This window comes from Rhodococcus sp. RCBS9 (assembly GCF_029457415.1).
Lineage (GTDB): Bacteria > Actinomycetota > Actinomycetes > Mycobacteriales > Mycobacteriaceae > Rhodococcus_F > Rhodococcus_F qingshengii.
The window spans coordinates 1465612-1484585 of record NZ_CP120422.1 but is presented as its reverse complement, the minus strand read 5'-3'; the positions used below and the strand labels follow the sequence as shown (position 1 = coordinate 1484585).

Sequence of the window (18974 nt, the reverse complement as noted above, 5' to 3'; positions counted from 1 at the left end):
CACTTTTTGCTGTCGTGGCATGACACCCCTTTGATACTGCGTCGGCGAGGTTCGGTTCTGGCATCACCGTCTCCTGGCCTCGTCGACGCTTCTCCGTTCGCACTATCTGCAACTTTGCATCGAGAATTCGCAAAGATATTCAAGTGCAATGTGTTTCGACTTTTCTCTACCGGAAATAACGTGAGTGTCATGACTGAAACGCACGAAGAAATCTTGATCATCCGTCGTGGCGAGACCCTCGACGTCGTGTTCAACCGGCCGGAAAAGCGCAACGCATTGACCCCGCAGATGTACGACGCCATTGCCGGAGCCTGCCGGCGCGCCGACTCCGACCGCGAGATTCGGTTAGTCACTCTCCGAGGTGCTGGGGGAGAGGCGTTCTCGGCGGGCTCCGACATTGGCCACTTTCAAACCTTCTCGAGCTTTCACGACGGGCTCGACTACGAAAGCCGGTTCGTCGGCGTACTGACCGAACTCGAGAAAGTGAGGGTTCCCACCCTCGCGGTCATCGACGGTGTGTGCGCGGGAGCAGGGCTGTTGCTGTCGGCAGCGTGCGATGTGCGGATCGCGACGCAGGGGTCACGCTTCTGCCTACCGATCGCGCGCACACTCGGAAACTCGTTGTCGATCCATTCCGTGGCTTTGCTGGCGGACAGGATCGGCAGTTCGCGTCTGATGTCGTTGATCGCTCGGGCTGGGGTGATGGCGAGTGGCGAGGCTCTGCGGAGCGGCTTCCTCAGCGACTGTGCAACAGAGTCCGAGTTCGCGACCCTGACTGCCCAGGTATCTCGCGATCTACTTGCCGCCGCCCCGATGACCGTCTGGACTATTCGGGAGTCCCTGCGGCGCATCAGAACCCGAGTGATTGCCGACAACGATGATCTGATGAGCATGATCTACAGCAGTGACGACTTCAAAGCCGGCGTCGACGGTTTCCTTCGCGGAGAACGACCGCTCTGGGCCGGCGTGTAGTTCGGCGGTAGAACCACAGGCTTGCGTTGGAGCGCGCTCTAACCCCTAGCGTTGCCGACCATGACAACAAAGACCTGGATCATCACTGGAGTTTCTCAGGGTTTCGGCCGTGAACTCGCACTGTCTGCACTTCGATCGGGGGACGCGGTAGTCGCTGCAGTTCGTCGTCCCGAGTCCGTTGCAGATATTGCGTCGGCGAATCCGGATCGGTTCTCGGCGGTGACGTTCGACGTCAGAGACACCGCAGCGGCTCCGGGCGTCGTCGAATATGCGCTCGAGCGCTTCGGTCGCATCGACGTGCTGGTCAACAATGCCGGTCGTGGGATGGTCGGCGCGGCGGAGATGGTGGACGATTCGACCTTGCGGGATCTCATGGAACTGCACCTGATCGGACCCGCCGCGTTGGTGCGCGCCGTCCTCCCGTCGATGCGAGTGCAGGGCAGCGGGACGATCGTGCAGATGAGCAGTCAAGGCGGCCGTATGTCGTTTCCCGGTGTCGGGGCGTACTCGGCGTCGAAGTTCGCTCTCGAGGGTTGGTCGGAGGCTCTCGCCGGTGAGGTCGCGCAGTTCGGCGTTCGGGTGATGATCGTCGAGCCCAGCCGATTCCGTACAGCATTCAACACGCCTGGCGTTCTGAGCTTCGCCGAATCATCATCGGAATACCGTGATTTGCTGGATCCCGTTCTGCGGGACATGGCGGCCGCAGACGGTGTTCAGGAGGGTGATCCGGAGAAAGCAGCAGAGATCATCACCTCGCTTGTGCACAGCGAGAATGTGCCACTTCGTCTGCCACTCGGAAAGGAAGCCGTGGAGCGTGTCTCCGCGTCGTATCGGAAGAATCTCGCCGAGGTATGCGTCTGGGCCGACCTGGCTCGCAGTGCAGACTTCGCGGATGCTGCCGGCCCTGTCCGCCCGTTCTAGGCTGAGAGTCATGGCTACGGAAGACTTGATGCGTAAGGCACTCGAGGCACTTGGGGAAGTGGACGGGCCAATGTCGATCGAGGTGATTCACCGACTCGTCGATGCAGGGGACGTTCAGGAGCCGATGTCGATCGCCGAAGTCTCGGACCTGCTGGATGTCTCGGCACATACGCTGCGCTACTACGAGAAGATCGGTCTGGTCGAGGTCGATCGTGACTCGAGCGGACATCGTGTGTACGGTCCGGAATCTGTTCGCAGGCTGGTGTTTCTGACCCGCATGCGCATCTCGGGTATGGCGATTCGCGACCTGCAGCACTACGTCGAACTGGTCGACGCCGGTGAAGGGACAGTTCCGGAGAGGCTCGACATGCTGCTCGAACACCGGGACACCGTTCGTCGGCAGATCAAGGAGCTCACGTTGTCTTTGGCTGCGACGGAGTACAAGATTGCGACGTACGGCGGGCGGACCGGAGAGCAGGAGTAACCCCGATTACTTGCCCGGCATTCGATTCAGCCCACTTTCCATGGATACTGCCAGTCGCTCGAGTGCGGCAAGGACCTTCCCCCGGTCCCGGCCGAGTTGGGTGAACAATTCACCGTGAGCGGCGAGTTCGCGAGGAAAGACGTCGTCGACGACAGCGTTTCCCTGGACCGTCATCGTGATCAGTGCAGATCGCCTGTCTTCGGGATTGCTTGTGCGGGAGACGAGTCCTCGCTTCTCGAGTCGCGCGAGTGCCTTGCTGACCCCGGCCCGAGACATACCGAGGCGTTCGGCGAGACGAATCGCGGTGACCGGTTCCTCGGCGTATCGCAGTGGCACAAGCAGTTCCACTTCCGACACGGTGAGATCCGCGGTTTGGTATACCGGTTCGACTGCTAGTTCGAGAAGCGCCGTAATCCGTTTGAGTTGCGCGACTACTTCCATGGGCGAGGTGTCGAGGTCGGGATTGTTTACGGCCCAGAGGTTGCAGGTACGGGAGCGGAGTGTTGGTTCGTTCACGATTCCTCAACTTTGTTAACCGGTAAACAAATTTGCTAGATTGCCAGAATAGCCCACCGTCTCGGGTGGGACGATCTGCGGACTGGGGGAGCACATGAGGTTCGACGTGGTGATTGTCGGTGGCGGTGCGGCGGGGTTGAGTGCCGCGCTTGTTCTGGCTCGGGCTCGGCGGCGAGTGATGATCGTCGATGCAGGTAACCCGCGCAATGGTGTCTCCGAGCACCTGCACGGGTACCTGACGCGGGATGGTGAGAGTCCTACGCAATTACTTGCGGCCGGCCGCAAGGAGGTTCTCGAGTACGGCAGCGAAATGACGACTGGCACCGCAATCCGAATCGAGCGCACGGACGACGGTGGGTTTCTTGTGCAAACCGACGCGACTGCGTCGCTGGAGGCACGGACTGTTCTGGTTGCTACTGGGTTAAGTGACGAGCTGCCGAACATCGCTGGGCTGCAAGATCGCTGGGGCGTCGACGTTCTGCATTGTCCCTACTGTCGCGGGTACGAGGTTCGAGATTCCCCGATCGGTGTGCTCGGTGGTGGCAATAGGCCGTTCACCATTCATCAGGCGTCGTTGGTGCGTCAATGGTCGGAGGATGTCGTCTTCTTTCCCAACCGTATCGAGCTGACGGGAGCCGAACGGGAGCGGCTGATTGCCAGGGGGATTCGCATTGTCGAAGGCGATGTGGCTGGCGTGTCGGTTGGCGATGGTAGATTGGACGGCGTCGAACTGGCCTCCGGTCAGGTAATTCCGCGAAGCGTAGTGTTTGTCGGCCCACGGTTTGTTCCGCGAGGCGATCTGTTGACTGACCTGGGGTGTGAAGCCGACGAAAATGGTTGGGTGGTAACTGATCCTGCAGGCAGCACAAGTGTGCCTGGAGCCTGGGCCGCGGGGAATGTGTCGGATTCTCCGGCGCAGTTGATCACCGCCGCCGCTGCCGGATCAAAGGCTGCGATTGCACTGAATCACTATCTGCTCGAGCAGGATATCGTGCGAGCGGTTGCGATCGCAGCCGAACTTCAGCCGAGTGAAACCGGAAGCAACCCTCGCGGGGTCTCTTGAGCGATCTGGTTCAGCGCAGACTCCAACGTCGGAAATTGATACTGGAAGCCGCTGTCCGCGAGCACCCCTGGTGAAACCCAGCGACTCTTCGTTACCAGTTCAGCCTCGGTGCGGATGATTCGTGCGCCGAACTCGAGCATCCAGCCCGGCGTCGGAAACCCGTATTGTCGGCCAAGTTTCGCTCGTACCATCCGCATCATGTCGGTGTTGGTTACCGGATACGGGGATGCGATATTGACCGGGCCTGAGATCTCCGGATGCTCGTAGATGTGGATGACCGAGCGAACGACATCGGCGATATGTATCCAACTGAACATTTGTCGTCCGTCGCCCATTCTTCCGCCGAAACCGATTCGGGCCAGGTTCACGAAGGGGTTGATTGCTCCGCCGCCGGCTCCGAGAACGATCGACATTCGTAACGCCACTTTGCGAACGGGGGTTGGGGCTGAGAACAATTCGTGTTCCCACGCCCGCGCGACCGCGACGGAGAATCCCTTACCCAGCTCTCCGTTCTTCTCGTCCATCGGTCGATCTCGTGCGTCTCGGTAGATCGTGCCGGTACTGGCATTCGCCCAGAGTGAGGGTGGCTGCGGCGTGCGGGTCAGCGCACGACCCAACAGTGCAGTCGTTTCCACTCGGGAGGAGAAGATGTCGTCGGCATTGCGCTTGTTGTAGCGGCAGCTCACGGAGCGGCCGGCGAGGTTGACGAGCAGATCCGTGCCGCTGAGTACATCGGCGACGCCGTGCTCGTCGGACCACGTGGCATCGCTCGTTCCTCCCCGGCCGATCGTCCGAACGTCGACCCCGTTGGATTCGAGCGTTCGAAGAAGGTGTTGGCCTACGTAACCCGACGCACCACAGACAACAACGGTCTTCATGGTTTTGTGTTCCCCTCTGCAGAAACGACTTTTGTCATCAGGGCGGCGACATCGCCGACCAGACCTCGTGCCACTGGCAGCCGGGCGAGTGTGAGCGCTTTGGCGATGATCGGTACCAGGCCGTCGACCAGGGATCGGGTGCGCGTTTGCCCCGGAGACGAGTCGGTGACCCAGTGCAGCGTCACGCCCAGATAGCTGAGCCACAAGAGCGTGGGGAGCTGGGTCTCCAATGACGCCGGAGTCTTCTGCTTCGACGCCGCCAGTGCTTCACGCATCAGATCGACGGCCATCGATCTCGCATCGGTCGACTCGGCCGAGAACGGGCTGGACGGTGATGCGGTGGGCAGTGCGACGTGCAGAAACGCGCTACCGAAGCCGTGATAGGGCCCCATGACATCGAGTCCGGTGTGCAGAACAATCCTGAGATTTTCTGTCAGTGACCCACCTTCGCGAAGGAGTGGAAGCGCCAGAGCGCGGTGATCGCGTTGGATGACGAGATACAGCTCGTGAACCAGTTCGTCCTTACTGGCGAAGTAGTAGTAGGCGTTCCCGAGCGAGACCTCTGCCTCATTTGCGATCTTGCGCATGGTCGTCGCTGCGAAGCCCTCGTCGCGGAAGAGCCGCAATGCTGTTTCCACCAGCCTTTCCCTGGTCTCGATCCCGCGACTACTCATCGACACTCCTTCTTTGAACATGTTCAAGTGCAGCGTACGCCCTGGAGTTGAACACGTTCAAGAGTGGATCTGTTGCGTGAAATATAATAAGCGCGCATACTAAATGTATGAATGAATGTGCTTTCGGTTCGCCAGGGGGCCGGCGATGAATGCCTGGTTAGGGGTTGTCTCTGCCGAACATGTGCGTCGCGCAGTGGATCTCGGTATCGCACAGATCGGGCACGGAAAGAGAGCCGGATTGGCACGGATGAAAGCAGGTGACGTGCTGGTCTACTATTCGCCGGTCGAGTCCATTGGTGATCGAGATCCGTTGCGCGAGTTCACAGCTCTCGGTGTGATCGAAGAGGGTGAGATCTGGCAGGCGGACGAGGGGTGCTTCAAGCCGTTTCGGCGTCGAGTGCGATACGAGCAGTTCACGCCCGTTCCACTCGGCGATGTGCGGAGTCGATTGGCGCTGACCTCGGCACCGAATTGGGGGTATCAACTCCGGCGTGGCTTGATTCCGTTGGATGACAACGACGTCGAGGTTCTGCGTTCGACGACGAGCTGACACACTGGCGCTGTGGCGAAGAAACTGGAAACCGACTTCGAGGACGCGGACGAGAGTCCCGGTCTGATGTTGTGGCGTGTCACCAATGCTTGGCAAGCCTCGATTCGCGCGGCGCTGCGACCTTTCGACCTGACCCACGTGCAGTTCGTTCTGCTCGCAGCACTGACCTGGCTGGATGCAGAGACGCCGATAACTCAACGCGGTCTTGCCGAGTACGCGCGCACCGACGCGATGATGACGTCACAGGTGATTCGGACCCTCGAATCCAAGGGGTTTGTCGAACGACGTCCACATCCGACCGATGCTCGTGCTCGCTCGCTTGCCGTCACGCCGGTGGGTGCGGCCTTGGCCGGCAGGGCGAACCGCGCGGTGGAATCTTCGGACCGGGAATTCTTCGCCGCTCTGGGGGATCGTCAGGCGGCCTTCGTCGCGATGCTCGGCGCGCTTGATCGACGGTAACAACCCTCAGTTTCGAGGAGGTTGCTCTGTAGTTCTCTGCAGCAGTGCGTATTTGGCTTCCAGTCCGTCCAGTAGGGATTCCAGCGCGAGTTCGAAACTGGCACCGTCGATTTCCGCAGCACGCTCACGCAACAGATGTGCTCGCGTGAGGTGCGGGTAACGCTCGGCGTAGATCGCAGGATCGTCCACGAATCCGCCGGAGAACGTCGCCGTCGCAGCACCCATGACCACGTACTTGACGGAAGCGCCGATCAGTGTTGCCGTGCGCTGTGGCCATCCGGCGCGCACCAGTCCGCCATGGATGGCGTTCGCGCGATCGAGGGCGATGGGCCTGACGCTCGGACCGTAGGCCAAGTAGGGAACGATATTGGGATGCTTGCCCAGGGCGGCGTGGTAGGACCGCGCCCACGTGCGTAGCGCGCCGCGCCAATCGTCGGAGTCGAAGCCGCTCACGTCGACGGACTCCATGATGACGTTCGCGACGTCGTCGAGTAACTCGTCCTTGTTGGCGTAATGGCTGTACAGCGACGGTGCCTGTACGCCGAGAACAGTGGCGAGTTTGCGCATCGAGAAGTCGGTCAAACCGTGCTCGTCCACCAGTTTCAGGGCGGTGTCCCTGATGATCGGCTTACTCAGTAGTGGAACCCGCGGTCGCGCCATCGCCCAGAACCCTTTCGTCTGAAAGTACTGGACAACCTTACACTGTGAGTTTATTATCCAATTAACCTAACAGTGTTCGGGAACGTGGAGGATCAGATGACACGGGTGTTCGAGAACAAGTCCGATCTCCTGGGGGCGGTCGGTGAAACGCTGGGCTCGAGCGAGTGGGTCGAGGTCACCCGCGAGATGGTCCATCAATTTGCCGACGCGACCGGTGACCATCAGTGGATTCACGTCGACGACGAAAGGGCAAAGCGTGAATCACCTTTCGGTGGACCAATTGCGCACGGGTATCTGACTCTCTCGCTCCTGCCGCTTCTGTCGAAGTCCGTGTATCGCATCGACGGCGCGGAAATGGTCGTCAACTACGGGTCCGACAAGGTTCGATTCCCGAGTCCGGTGCCAGTCGGGGCCAAGGTTCGAAATACCGCAGTGCTCTCCGCAATCGAAGAATTGCCGAACGGTTCACTACAGAGTCAGATCACCAACACCGTCGAGATCGAAGGCGTGGGCAAACCTGCCATCGTTGCGCAGACCGTCGCGCGAATCTTGTTCTGAAACCCTGCCAGAAGAAAGCAGACTCCACATGAATCTCGAACTGACCACTGAGGAAGTTGCGTTCCGCGAGGAGATGCGAAAGTTCTTCACCACCGAATTCTCGCCCGAACTTCGAGCACGTGCAGCCGGATTCGGAAAGCTGACTCGTGAGGACATCGTTGCGGGTCAACAGATTCTGAACGCACACGGGTTGGCGGTTCCACACTGGCCGGTCGAATGGGGTGGCAAGGACTGGACTCCGGTTCAGCGCCACATCTATTCCGAGGAAATGCAGTTGGCGTCGGTACCCAACCCGTTGCCGTTCAACGTGAGCATGGTTGGGCCCGTTATCGCTGCCTTCGGTTCGCAGGAGCAGAAGGAGAAATTTCTCCCCGCTACGGCCAACGCCGATATCTGGTGGTGCCAGGGTTTTTCGGAACCAGAAGCCGGTTCGGATCTCGCTTCACTCAAGACGGCCGCTGTCCGTGACGGCGCGGATTACATCGTCAATGGTCAGAAGACGTGGACTACTCTCGCGCAGCACGCCGAGTGGATCTTCTGTCTGGTTCGTACAGATGCCAGTGCTCAGAAGCGGCAGGCCGGAATTTCGTTCTTGCTCATCGATCTGGCAACTCCCGGCATCACGGTTCGCCCCATCAAACTGATCGACGGCAGCGTCGAGGTCAACGAGGTGTTCTTCGACAACGTCCGCGTCCCTGCGGAGAATCTTGTCGGCGAAGAGAACAAAGGCTGGGACTACGCCAAGTTCCTGCTCGGCAACGAACGCACGGGCGTCACGCGGGTCGGGTTCTCCAAAACTCTTGTCGCCACGGCAAAAGAGAAGGCGCGGGAAGTTCGCGTTGGAACCGGCACCCTCCTCGATGATCCGTTGTTCGCGGCTCGGTTGGCTGAGCTGGAAAACGAACTGCTTGCACTGGATCTGACTCAACTGCGAGTTGTGGCGAGTTCGGCAGACGGCAAGCCGAACCCGGCGTCCTCGCTGCTCAAGCTCCGCGGCTCCGAATTGCAGCAGGCAGCAACGGAATTGCTGATGGATGTTGCGGGTCCGGACTCGTTGCCGGTGAATACGGTCGAGATCGACTCGCCGGAGTGGGCGCAGCAAGCGGCGCCGCGCTACCTGAACTACCGGAAGGTTTCCATCTACAGCGGATCAAGTGAGGTGCAGCGCTCCATCATTGCCTCCTCGATTCTCGGATTGTGAGCATCTGACATGAATTTCGAACTCGACGACGAGCAGACGATGCTTCGCGACACGACGCGTGAATTGCTCAACCGCAGCTACGACGCGGAGAAGCGTAACGCCACCTCGGCCACTGACGAGGGATGGAATGCCTCGGTGTGGAAGCAGTTCGCCGAGCTCGGGCTGCTCGGCCTGCCATTCGCGGAGGCCGACGGCGGGATGGGCGCTGGGCCGGTCGAGACCATGGTCGTGATGACCGAACTGGGCCGCGCGCTTGCACCCGAGCCGTATCTGGGTGGTGTTCTGATCCCCGGCGGTTTGATCGCGGCTGTTGGTTCGGCAGATCAGCGGGCGCGGCTCCTGCCGGCGCTCAGCGACGGGACCACTCTGTCGGCCTTCGCGCATACGGAACCCGGCACGCGCTGGCCGGTCGCCACTGTCACGACCAATGCATCGCAGGAGGGATCGGGGTGGACGATCACCGGCGTCAAGAACCCAGTTCTGCAGGGCGACAGCGCGCACGTCGTGATCGTCAGCGCCACACTTCCAGGCGGCGGCCCCGGGCTCTTCCTGGTGGATGCGGAGGGCCCAGGTGTCACACGGAGCACGTACGCCACCCACGACGGCCGTCGCGGTGCGCAGTTCACGTTCACCGATGCCGCGGCCGAACCACTTGGTGAGGGCGGCGATGTCACGGCCGCGATCGTCGAAGCAGAGGTTCGGGCGCAGGCAGCTCTGTGCGCCGAGGCGATCGGGATCATGACCGAGGCACTGCGACTGACGACGGAATACCTGAAGCAGCGCAAGCAGTTCGGTGTTCCGCTCGCGAAGTTCCAGACGCTGACTCATCGTGCGGCCGACATGTACGTGGCGCTCGAACTGGCGAGCAGCATGAGTCTGTACGCCACCATGGCCATCGCCGACGGAGTGATCGATCCGACCATCGCGTCGCGAGCGAAGCTGTCTGTCGGTCGCGCCGCGCATCAGATCGGTCAGGAAGCAATTCAGATGCACGGTGGTATCGGTATGACAGCCGAGTATCCGGTCGGGCACTACGTCTCGCGGCTGGTGGCCATCGAACACACTTTGGGCGCATCTGACGATCACCTCAGGGTGCTGGCCGCCGGCGTCTCGAACTATTCGATGGTGAACGTCACCGAGTAGATCGGTGGTGAAGATAACGGGAGGTCACGCGCAGGTCGCGTGGCCTCCCTTGTCTGTGCGGGGGCCGACCCGCGGTATTCGCGGTCAAGTAAAATTCCTGTGATCAGTCCGAGAAGAGAAAGGGATCGAAGTGACCGCGCATACCGAGCAGCTCGAGTTCCAAGCAGAAACACGTCAGCTGCTGGATCTGATGGTTCATTCAATCTATACGAACAAGGACAGCTTCCTTCGTGAGTTGATCTCCAACGCTTCGGACGCGCTGGACAAGCTCCGCCTCGAGTCGTACCAGGACAAAGACCTCAACGTCGACGTCTCCGATCTGCACATCGAGATCGACATCGACAAAGCGGCGCGCACCCTCACGATCCGCGACAACGGCATCGGCATGTCGCGTGACGAGGTCGTCGACCTGATCGGCACGCTCGCCAAGTCCGGCACCGCCGAGGTACGTCGTAAGCTCAAGGAAGCCAAGGATGCAGCGGCATCGGAAGAACTGATCGGTCAGTTCGGCATCGGTTTCTACTCCACGTTCATGGTCGCGGACAAGGTCACGCTGCTGACCCGCCGTGCCGGTGAAGATCACGCGACGCGCTGGGAATCGACCGGCGAAGGCACGTACACGCTCGAGCATGTGAACGAGGCACCGCAGGGTAGCTCCGTGACCCTGCACCTGATGCCCGAGGATTCCGAGAACGGCCTGCACGACTACACGTCGGAATGGAAGATCAAGGAACTGGTCAAGAAGTACTCCGACTTCATCGCGTGGCCGATCCGCATGGATGTCGCTCGTACGTCGACGCCGGCCGAGGGCGAGGAGCCCGAGGTCACCATCGAGACCGAGACGATCAACTCGATGAAGGCGCTGTGGACTCGCTCCAAGGACGAGGTGTCCGAGGACGAGTACAAGGAGTTCTACAAGCACGTCAGCCACGCCTGGGACGAGCCTCTCGAGGTCATCCCGATGAAGGCCGAAGGTACTTTCGAATACCAAGCGCTGCTGTTCATTCCGTCGACGGCGCCGTTCGATCTGTTCATGCGTGAGCGCAAGGCCGGCATCCACCTCTACGTCAAGCGCGTCTTCATCATGGACGACTGCGAAGAGTTGGTGCCCGATTACCTGCGCTTCGTCAAGGGCGTGGTCGACGCACAAGACCTCTCGCTCAACGTCTCTCGTGAAATTCTGCAGCAGGACCGGCAGATCGCTGCCATCCGTCGTCGTCTGACCAAGAAGGTCCTCTCGACCATCAAGGACATGAAGGCGAACGAGCCGGAGAAGTACTCGACTTTCTGGACCGAGTTCGGACGCGCGCTCAAGGAAGGCCTGATGGCCGATGCCGACAACCGCAAGACGCTGCTCGACATCTCGTCCTTCGCCTCGACCAACAGTGAAGAGGGCGTGACCACTCTCGCCGAGTACGTGGAGCGCATGAAGGACGGTCAGGAACAGATCTACTTCATGACCGGCGAATCTCGTCACCTCATCGAAAGCTCGCCGCACATGGAGGCTTTCAAGGCCAAGGGCCTCGAGGTTCTGGTACTTACCGATCCCGTGGACGAGATGTGGGTCGACGCAGTCTCGGACTTCGACGGCAAGACCTTCCAGTCGATCGCCAAGGGCGAGGTCGACCTCGACACCGAGGACGAGAAGAAGGCGGCCGAGGCCGAGCGCGAAGAGAAGGAAAAGGAATTCGGCGCGCTACTGACGTGGCTGACCGAAACCCTGTCCGACGACATCAAGGAAACGCGTCTCTCGACGCGACTGACCACGTCGGCTGCCTGCATCGTCGGCGACGCGTTCAGCATGTCTCCGACGCTCGAGAAGATGTACAAGGCTTCGGGTCAGCCTGTTCCACACAGCAAGCGCATTCTCGAGCTCAACCCGGAGCATCCGCTTGTCTCGGGTCTGCGGGAGGCGCAGGCCGCCAATGACAATGCAGAGAACCTGACGGAGACGGCTCAGTTGCTCTACGGCATGGCGTTGCTTGCCGAGGGCGGTGAACTGAGCGATCCGGCGCACTTCACGCGCCTGCTGGCCGATCGTTTGGCTCGCACAGTCTGATCTCGTCTAGCTCGCTCGAACTCCCGGCACTCACCTTCATCGGTGGGTGCCGGGAGTTTTTTCTTGATCGTTTTCTAATGAGGACCGTTTCTGTCCGCAATAACTTCTAACGTAGTTCTCACAGGGCACGAACCCACGAGCGAAGGAAAACATCATGAACGCACCGATCACCACCGTCACCGGCGAGCGCGCGGATCTCCTCCAGAGCCTGCGTCGGCATCGTGAATTCCTTCTCTTCACCGTCAAGGACCTCACCGACGAGCAGGCCGCTTCGAGGCCGACCGTGAGTGAACTGTGCCTCGGCGGATTGATCAAGCATGTGGGTCAGGCGGAAAAGGGATGGGTCGACTTCATTCTGGAAGGGCCGGCCGGACTTGGTGGGGACTTCGACCCGACCCAGTGGTCGGAAGAGATGCAACAGGAACGGGCGAACGAATTCGCCATGGTCGAGGGTGAAACCTTGGCAGGCATCGTTTCCGAGTACGAGGGGATCGCGGCCAGGACCGACGAGTTGGTGGCCTCGCTGGACAGCCTCGACATCTCGCATCCACTGCCGTCGGCGCCGTGGTTCGAAGCGGGAGCTCGCTGGTCAGCGCGGCGCGCATTGCTGCACATCATCGCCGAGACGGCCCAGCATGCGGGCCACGCGGACATGCTTCGCGAAGCCATCGACGGTTCCAAGACGATGGGTTGATGGATGGATTGATCCACCGGGATGTTTACACATCACACAAATATGTAACACTAGTGTCTATGAGCACCGAAAAGTCTGCCTTGCAACCGCCGATGCAGTGGGACGCCTGGGGCGATCCGGCCAAGAAGCGTGAACTGTCGGACGCAGTCACATCATTGTTGACCGGATTTCTCGGTGTCTCCGCACCGACTCGATCGCGTCTCGCCATCGAAGACGTCCAGGTGGCTCCGTCCGCTATGGCCCAGTCGCATGTCGAAGCGCTGTCCGGGCTGGTCGGGGCCGAGTACGTCAGTACCAAGGATTCCGATCGAATCCTTCGGGCCGGTGGCAAGAGCACCCCGGATCTGCTTCGCCGTCGTAGCGTCGAGCCGCAGGACGCACCGGACGCAGTCGTCACTCCAGGGACAGACGCAGAGGTCGAGCAGGTTCTCCGATACTGCTCTGCCAACCGGATCGCAGTGGTCCCGTTCGGTGGTGGCACCAGCGTCGTCGGCGGGCTCGATCCCATTCGTGACGGGTTCGACGCAGTTCTTTCTCTCGATCTGCGCAGGTTCGATCAGCTTGTCGGGTTGGACGAGGAATCGGGCATTGCGACGTTCGGCGGCGGAACTACCGGCCCACGGGCCGAGGAGCTTCTGCGTGAGCACGGTTTCTCGGTCGGGCACTTCCCGCAGAGCTTCCTGTTCGCCACTCTGGGCGGGTTTGCCGCCACCCGGTCTTCGGGGCAGGCGTCGGCTGGATACGGGCGCTTCGAGGACATGGTTCAGGGCCTCACCGTTGTCACCCCGAGTGGAGTGATCGAGACCGGGCGTGCGCCGGCATCCGCTGCAGGCCCCGATCTGGGTGAGCTTTTTGTCGGCTCCGAGGGCACCTTCGGCGTCATCACGCACGTGCGTGTGCGGGTTCACCGTCTGCCCGAGACCACCGTGCGCGAAGGGTGGAGCTTCCCCGACTTCGCCACCGGCGCAGCTGCATTGCGTGAGCTTGTCCAGGAAGGATCGGCTCCGACCGTGCTGCGGTTGTCCGACGAGGCCGAGAGTGGCGTGAATTTGGCGACCACCGACAAGATCGGCGAGAACGCCTTCACCGGTGGTTGCCTCGGCATCACTACCTACGAGGGCACCGCTTCGCACACCGCTGAACGGATGGCGGAGGCCCGAGCAATTCTCACCGCTCACGGCGGCACATCGCTCGGCGAGGAGCCCGGAAACAGCTGGGAACACGGGCGATTCGATGCACCGTATCTGCGTGACGCTCTCCTCGATGTCGGTGCGCTGTGTGAAACCCTCGAGACGGCAACCACCTGGGGTAACCTCGCGAACCTGCGCTCCTCGGTCACCGAGGCGCTGACCAAGGCTCTCGTCGAGCAGGGGACTCAGCCGCTCGTGATGTGCCACATTTCGCACACCTACAAGACCGGTGCTTCGCTGTACTTCACCGTGGTCAGCGCGCAGACCGAGGATCCGATCGCTCAGTGGCACAAGGCGAAAACTGCCGCTGGCGATGCGATCATCGCCGCCGGTGGCACGATCACCCATCACCACGCTGTCGGCGCCGATCACCGCCCATGGATGAAGGACGAGATCGGTGAACTGGGCGCGAACATCCTTCGCGCAGTGAAGAATGCAGTGGACCCTGCCGGCATCCTCAATCCTGGAAAGCTGATTCCGTGACCGAAACCCGCAGTCAGATCGAGAAGGTTACCGTCCTGATCAATCCGATGGCGGGACATGGTCACGCGCCTGCGGCAGGACGCAAAGGTGTTGCGCGACTGCGCGCTCGGGGAGTTGCCGTCACCGAGATCATCGGAACCGACGCCGACGACGCCAAGAAATTGGCCCGTCGTGCGATCGAGGAGGGTACCGACGCGCTGGTGGTGGTCGGCGGTGACGGTGCCATCAGCATCGGATTGCAGGCTGCCGCGTTGACCGATACTCCTATCGGGCTCATCCCGGCGGGCACCGGTAACGATCACGCCCGTGAGTTCGGCATTCCCACAGGCGATCCCGAGGCAGCCGCCGATGTGATCGCCGACGGCGTCGTGCAGCAGTCCGACCTGGCGAAGATCACGCTGGCCGACGGTTCCGTCGTCTGGTCGGGAACGATCATCGCGAGCGGATTCGATTCGCTGGTCAGTGAACGGGCCAATCGGATGTCGTGGCCCAAGGGACCGATGCGCTACAACTTGGCGATGCTCGCCGAGTTGGCGAAGATGAAGCCGCTGCCGTACCGGATCGAACTCGACGACGAGGTCATCACGGTGGACGCGACGCTCGTGGCTGTCGGCAACGGCCGCTCGTACGGTGGCGGCATGCTCATCACTCCGGGCGCGTCGAAGTCTGATGGGTTGCTGGATCTGACCGTCGTCGGGCACGGTTCGAGGTTGCGTCTGGTGCGCCTGTTTCCGCGGGTGTACAAGGGAACTCACGTCTCCTTGGATGCGGTGCAGACGTATCGGTCGAAGAAGGTGCGGTTGGTCTCCGAGGGCATCATCGCCTACGCGGACGGTGATCGGGTGGGGCCGTTGCCCATCACGATCGAGGCAGTTCCCACGGCGCTCAACATCTTGACGCACACTCGGATCTGAGTCGGTTCTGCCGGGCACTAGGTAGCGGTGGTGTCAGACTTCTCGGATGAACGAATCGACGAAGTCGGCGCACCGCCGCGCTGCGTGGACGTTGGAGAAATGGCAGCTAGCCATCGACATCCCGTTGACCGCTGCGGCCTGCCTGTTCTTGGTGGCGTACGCGTACCAAGTGCTGGCGCAACCGACGGGCCTTCCACATCGTCTGACCGAATGGACGATGTGGGCTGCGTGGGTCGTTTTTGCCGTCGACTACGCAGTTCGCCTGTGGTTGGCACCTGCCCGCGGTCGCTGGTTCGTCAGGCATCTCTTGGACTTGGCGATGGTGGTGTTGCCCATGCTGCGTCCGCTGCGCCTACTTCGGTTGGTCACACTGCTTGCGATAGTTCACCGCTCGAGCGGGCAAAGCTTGCGTGGACGGGTGGTTATTTACGCCACTGGTGCCACGGCCTTGCTGATCGGTGTCGCGGCGCTGGCCATGCTCGATGCCGAGTGTCACGCGCAGGGCGCTGCCATCACGTCGTACGGAACGGCATTGTGGTGGGCGATGGAGACGGTCACGACCGTCGGTTACGGAGACATGGCGCCCGTTACCACGACCGGGCGCATGATCGCCGGAGCATTGATGATCGGCGGAATTGCGTTGCTGGGCATCGTGACTGCCACACTCGCTTCCTGGTTGGTCGAGCGCGTGGCGGAACAGGACGAGGCATCCCAGGCCGCGACGCGTAAGCAGGTGGCGGACCTGTCCGAGGAAGTCCGAGCCTTGGCCACCCGCACGCACCGAGTCGATCTCGCGTCCGTCGATACCGATTCGCTGCGTCGCGAACTGGCGTCGAGGGGAGTCGTGGCGCAGCATGCACCTTCGGACAATTGACCCGCAGTACAGCAAACAATAGAACGATGGTCTGATAATCTTGCGTGATGGTGGCGACCCACGGATTTCAGCGCGCGCGCAGGCCTGAGCAGATCGAAGCGCGTCGGTGCGCGATTCTCGATGCGGCCCGCGCGATGCTCGGGTCCAGGCCCGTCGCCGACATCAGCCTGCGTGAGCTCAGTGAGAGCGTCGGACTGGCGAAGTCCAACGTGCTTCGCTACTTCGACAGTCGCGAAGCCATCTTTCTCGAAGTGCTCGACGAGAACTGGGTAGCGTGGCTGGACGGGTTGTCCGAGTCGTTGACTCCGACCAGTGACGACTCACCGTTTGCCGCTGAAATTCATGTGGCATCCGCGGTTGCGGAATCGCTTGTCTCACAGCGGTTGCTGTGCGAGTTGATGAGCGTCATGGCCGGTGTCCTCGAAAGAAACATCTCCGTCGACTTCGCCCGTGACTTCAAGAGGCGGGCGACGGTCAACTCGGGAAGGTTTGCGTCGCTGGTTCATTCGCAACTGCCCCATCTCTCGGAGGGCGACGTCGCTCAATTCGCCAAGGTGACCCTGGTGATTGTTGCAGGCTTGTGGCCGACTGCCGAGCCTGCCGAATCCATGGTCGTCGTACTGAACGAGATGCAGGCGCCCCCTGCTGCCGACATGTTCGCAACCGGCCTACGTGAAGGTCTGATCAATCAGCTCGTCGGGCTGTCGGCGCGAGCGGCAACCCGAACGAGCTGAGCCCGTTCAGGCGCTGTGCAGCGTCAGGACGGTGATCTCGCTCGGTGCGAACACGCGGAATGGTGGACCCCAGAACCCGGTTCCGCGGCTTGTGTACAACTGCGTGCGGTCGCCGTGACGGGTGAGCCCGTGCACCGACGGTTGATCGAGTTTGACCAGAAGGTTGAACGGCCAGATCTGTCCGCCGTGGGTATGACCGGCGAGCTGCAGATCCACTCCCGCGGAAGCGGACTGAGTTACCTGCTTCGGTTGATGGGCGAGCATCAGGATCGGCAAATCGGGGTCGGTGCCGGCAAGGGCCATATCGAAGTTCGCGCCGTGACCGTCGAGCTTCGATCCCAGAGCGGTGGCGTCGTCGACTCCGGCGATGACCAGGTTGTCGCCGCCCTTGGTGACGACGAGGTGCCGGTTGTGCAGGGCATCCCAGCCGATCGAGGTCATGTAGTCGAGCCACTCCTGAGCCTCGTGGAAGTACTCGTGATTCCCGGTGACGTAGACACGAGCGAGTCTGGCTTCCACCGACGCGAGTGGGGTGGCTTGGCCGAGGCGCTGCTCCACTGTTCCGTCGGCAATGTCGCCGACGTGGGCCACGATGTCGGCGTCGAGTTCGTTGACTGCCGCGATCACGCGCTCGGACCACTTCTCGCGATTGATCGGGCCGAAATGGGTGTCGGTAATTGCGACTACCCGAAGCTTGTCCATTCCCGCTCCGAGGCGAGGGATGGTGACGTCGACGTGCTTGATCCGTGGCAGTCTCATGGCTTCCCGATAGCCCCAGATCAGCAGAACGGCCGAGGTGATCAGTGCCGCAACGGCGACGATTCTCGATCGAAGCGGGTCATCCACGCCGCCGACGAGCAATCCGAGCCTCAGGACTTCACCGAGCAGGGTCCACACGAACACGACCCAGATGATTCCGAGGAGGGCGTCGCCGACCAGGCGAACTGGATCGCGGTCAGTGTGTCCGTGGCTGAGCATCATGGTGGCAGGCAGGGTGATCAGGAGGGCGGCAAATAGAACGGTGCCGAAAACTGCCACCGCTGTCGGCCAGTCCGGCCGGACGAACAAGCTCCACCACGGGTACACGAACAACAGAGCCAAGATCGACGCGACAATCGCGGATATGGCAACGATCCGCAACGGTCTGCGGCGCGGAACTCGAGCGACGTCGGTCGCCTGGGGTGTAGTCACCCCGTCCAGAGTAAAGGTCCACTGGTCTATTAACAAGGGGACGGTGGTCCGCTATCGGAATGTCGGTGTTCTCGGATAGGTTTCCGAACGTTGAAACTCGGCCAGTGATCAGGTGGGTGGCGCATGGAGAAGTACGACGTCAAGAAGGCATACAAGGATCTCTATTCCCCCGGGCGCCGCGATTTTGCCCTCGTGACCGTCCCGCGCTTCGGCTACTTCGCCGTCGACGGTCACGGTGATCCCAACACTGCCACCGAGTACTCCGAGGCGCTCGAAGCGCTGTATTCGGTGTCCTACGCGACCAAATTCGCGAGCAAGAAGGAACTGGATCGCGACTTCGTCGTGGGCCCGCTGGAAGGGTTGTGGCGGGCAGATGACCCCGAGGTGTTCGTGACGCGGGACAAGTCGTCGTGGGATTGGACGATGATGATCTCGCAACCGGAGTGGATCACGGAGACGGAACTGTCTGCGTCGATTGACGCAGTCCGGGCCAAGGCAGTGCGGGCCAAGAAGGAGATTGCCGCTCTCGACAAGGTCAGGTTTCTCGAGTTGGAGGAAGGTCTGTCCGTCCAGATTCTTCACGTCGGCTCGTACGACGACGAAGCCCCCACCCTGGACCGGCTGCACAACACGTTCATCCCGTCGAACGGCCTGAGCTTCAACGGCGATCATCATGAGATCTATCTCAGCGACGCTCGCCGTACACCGCCCGAGAAACTGAAGACGGTTCTGCGTCAGCCTGTTTCGAGGTAGCAA

21 protein-coding genes are annotated in these 18974 nt (G+C 61.2%); 16 read left to right on the top strand and 5 right to left on the bottom strand.

What is annotated here, in order from left to right; genetic code table 11:
* Window positions 1–189 precede the first annotated feature (189 nt).
* The 3 genes from P0M12_RS07050 to P0M12_RS07040 are packed head-to-tail and all read left to right on the top strand — an operon-like array spanning window position 190 to window position 2377.
* Complete coding sequence (locus tag P0M12_RS07050) at window positions 190–972, top strand: enoyl-CoA hydratase (protein ID WP_277377548.1); 783 nt, start codon at window positions 190–192, stop codon at window positions 970–972.
* 60 nt (window positions 973–1032) lie between these two features.
* On the top strand, window positions 1033–1893 hold the full coding sequence (locus P0M12_RS07045; protein ID WP_042925046.1) for an SDR family NAD(P)-dependent oxidoreductase: 861 nt from the start codon (window positions 1033–1035) through the stop codon (window positions 1891–1893).
* A gap of 10 nt (window positions 1894–1903) precedes the next feature.
* Entirely contained in the window at window positions 1904–2377 is a 474-nt protein-coding gene (locus P0M12_RS07040; protein ID WP_030538051.1) for a MerR family transcriptional regulator, read from the top strand.
* Window positions 2378–2383: 6 nt separating this feature from the next.
* Here the strand turns inward: P0M12_RS07040 and P0M12_RS07035 are convergent, their stop codons facing one another.
* Entirely contained in the window at window positions 2384–2893 is a 510-nt protein-coding gene (locus tag P0M12_RS07035) for a MarR family transcriptional regulator (protein WP_277377547.1), read from the bottom strand.
* Window positions 2894–2987: 94 nt separating this feature from the next.
* On the opposite strand from P0M12_RS07035, the gene P0M12_RS07030 reads away from it, so the two are divergent.
* On the top strand, window positions 2988–3956 hold the full coding sequence (locus P0M12_RS07030) for an NAD(P)/FAD-dependent oxidoreductase (protein WP_277377546.1): 969 nt from the start codon (window positions 2988–2990) through the stop codon (window positions 3954–3956).
* Here the strand turns inward: P0M12_RS07030 and P0M12_RS07025 are convergent.
* Window positions 3914–4834: a TIGR01777 family oxidoreductase gene (locus P0M12_RS07025; RefSeq protein WP_275232801.1), complete on the bottom strand. Its 921-nt coding sequence runs from the start codon at window positions 4832–4834 to the stop codon at window positions 3914–3916. The two genes, P0M12_RS07030 and P0M12_RS07025, sit on opposite strands and share 43 nt — an antisense overlap.
* A complete protein-coding gene (locus P0M12_RS07020) occupies window positions 4831–5508 on the bottom strand; it encodes a TetR family transcriptional regulator (protein WP_277377545.1) in 678 nt (225 codons plus the stop codon). Before P0M12_RS07020 ends, P0M12_RS07025 begins: the two co-directional genes overlap by 4 nt.
* A gap of 145 nt (window positions 5509–5653) precedes the next feature.
* Between P0M12_RS07020 and P0M12_RS07015 the strand changes: the two genes are divergently transcribed.
* Both P0M12_RS07015 and P0M12_RS07010 read left to right on the top strand, forming a co-directional pair.
* A complete protein-coding gene (locus P0M12_RS07015) occupies window positions 5654–6058 on the top strand; it encodes an EVE domain-containing protein (protein ID WP_050656414.1) in 405 nt (134 codons plus the stop codon).
* Window positions 6059–6070: 12 nt separating this feature from the next.
* Window positions 6071–6517, top strand: coding sequence for a MarR family transcriptional regulator (locus tag P0M12_RS07010; RefSeq protein ID WP_003940281.1), 447 nt, complete (start codon window positions 6071–6073; stop codon window positions 6515–6517).
* Window positions 6518–6523: 6 nt separating this feature from the next.
* Here the strand turns inward: P0M12_RS07010 and P0M12_RS07005 are convergent, their stop codons facing one another.
* Window positions 6524–7177, bottom strand: coding sequence for a TetR/AcrR family transcriptional regulator C-terminal domain-containing protein (locus tag P0M12_RS07005; protein ID WP_007731342.1), 654 nt, complete (start codon window positions 7175–7177; stop codon window positions 6524–6526).
* Between the two features lie 96 nt (window positions 7178–7273).
* On the opposite strand from P0M12_RS07005, the gene P0M12_RS07000 reads away from it, so the two are divergent.
* The 9 genes from P0M12_RS07000 (at window position 7274) to P0M12_RS06960 (ending at window position 17027) form a co-directional block, all read left to right on the top strand.
* A complete protein-coding gene (locus P0M12_RS07000) occupies window positions 7274–7735 on the top strand; it encodes a MaoC family dehydratase (protein WP_277377544.1) in 462 nt (153 codons plus the stop codon).
* 28 nt (window positions 7736–7763) lie between these two features.
* A complete protein-coding gene (locus tag P0M12_RS06995; RefSeq protein ID WP_070161812.1) occupies window positions 7764–8936 on the top strand; it encodes an acyl-CoA dehydrogenase family protein in 1173 nt (390 codons plus the stop codon).
* Between the two features lie 9 nt (window positions 8937–8945).
* Complete coding sequence (locus P0M12_RS06990) at window positions 8946–10079, top strand: acyl-CoA dehydrogenase family protein (protein ID WP_193594949.1); 1134 nt, start codon at window positions 8946–8948, stop codon at window positions 10077–10079.
* A 130-nt stretch (window positions 10080–10209) separates the two neighbouring features.
* A complete protein-coding gene (gene htpG / locus P0M12_RS06985; protein WP_054781209.1) occupies window positions 10210–12138 on the top strand; it encodes a molecular chaperone HtpG in 1929 nt (642 codons plus the stop codon).
* 154 nt (window positions 12139–12292) lie between these two features.
* Window positions 12293–12832 (top strand): DinB family protein, encoded by a 540-nt coding sequence (locus P0M12_RS06980; RefSeq protein ID WP_030535159.1) that lies wholly within the window; start codon window positions 12293–12295, stop codon window positions 12830–12832.
* Window positions 12833–12924: 92 nt separating this feature from the next.
* Window positions 12925–14505 carry an FAD-binding oxidoreductase gene (locus P0M12_RS06975; RefSeq protein WP_042452763.1) on the top strand — a complete coding sequence of 527 codons (1581 nt, stop codon included), beginning with the start codon at window positions 12925–12927 and terminating at the stop codon, window positions 14503–14505.
* Window positions 14502–15419 carry a diacylglycerol kinase gene (locus P0M12_RS06970; protein WP_007731349.1) on the top strand — a complete coding sequence of 306 codons (918 nt, stop codon included), beginning with the start codon at window positions 14502–14504 and terminating at the stop codon, window positions 15417–15419. The genes P0M12_RS06975 and P0M12_RS06970 overlap by 4 nt, the downstream gene beginning before the upstream one ends.
* A 46-nt stretch (window positions 15420–15465) precedes the next feature.
* Window positions 15466–16293: a potassium channel family protein gene (locus P0M12_RS06965; protein WP_073512529.1), complete on the top strand. Its 828-nt coding sequence runs from the start codon at window positions 15466–15468 to the stop codon at window positions 16291–16293.
* Between the two features lie 47 nt (window positions 16294–16340).
* Window positions 16341–17027 carry a TetR family transcriptional regulator gene (locus tag P0M12_RS06960; protein WP_073512528.1) on the top strand — a complete coding sequence of 229 codons (687 nt, stop codon included), beginning with the start codon at window positions 16341–16343 and terminating at the stop codon, window positions 17025–17027.
* A gap of 6 nt (window positions 17028–17033) precedes the next feature.
* Here P0M12_RS06960 and P0M12_RS06955 read toward each other — a convergent pair whose 3' ends face one another.
* Complete coding sequence (locus P0M12_RS06955; RefSeq protein WP_030535164.1) at window positions 17034–18218, bottom strand: metallophosphoesterase; 1185 nt, start codon at window positions 18216–18218, stop codon at window positions 17034–17036.
* Window positions 18219–18341: 123 nt separating this feature from the next.
* Between P0M12_RS06955 and P0M12_RS06950 the strand changes: the two genes are divergently transcribed.
* Window positions 18342–18971 (top strand): GyrI-like domain-containing protein, encoded by a 630-nt coding sequence (locus P0M12_RS06950; RefSeq protein WP_007731353.1) that lies wholly within the window; start codon window positions 18342–18344, stop codon window positions 18969–18971.
* The last annotated feature ends 3 nt before the right edge of the window (window positions 18972–18974 follow it).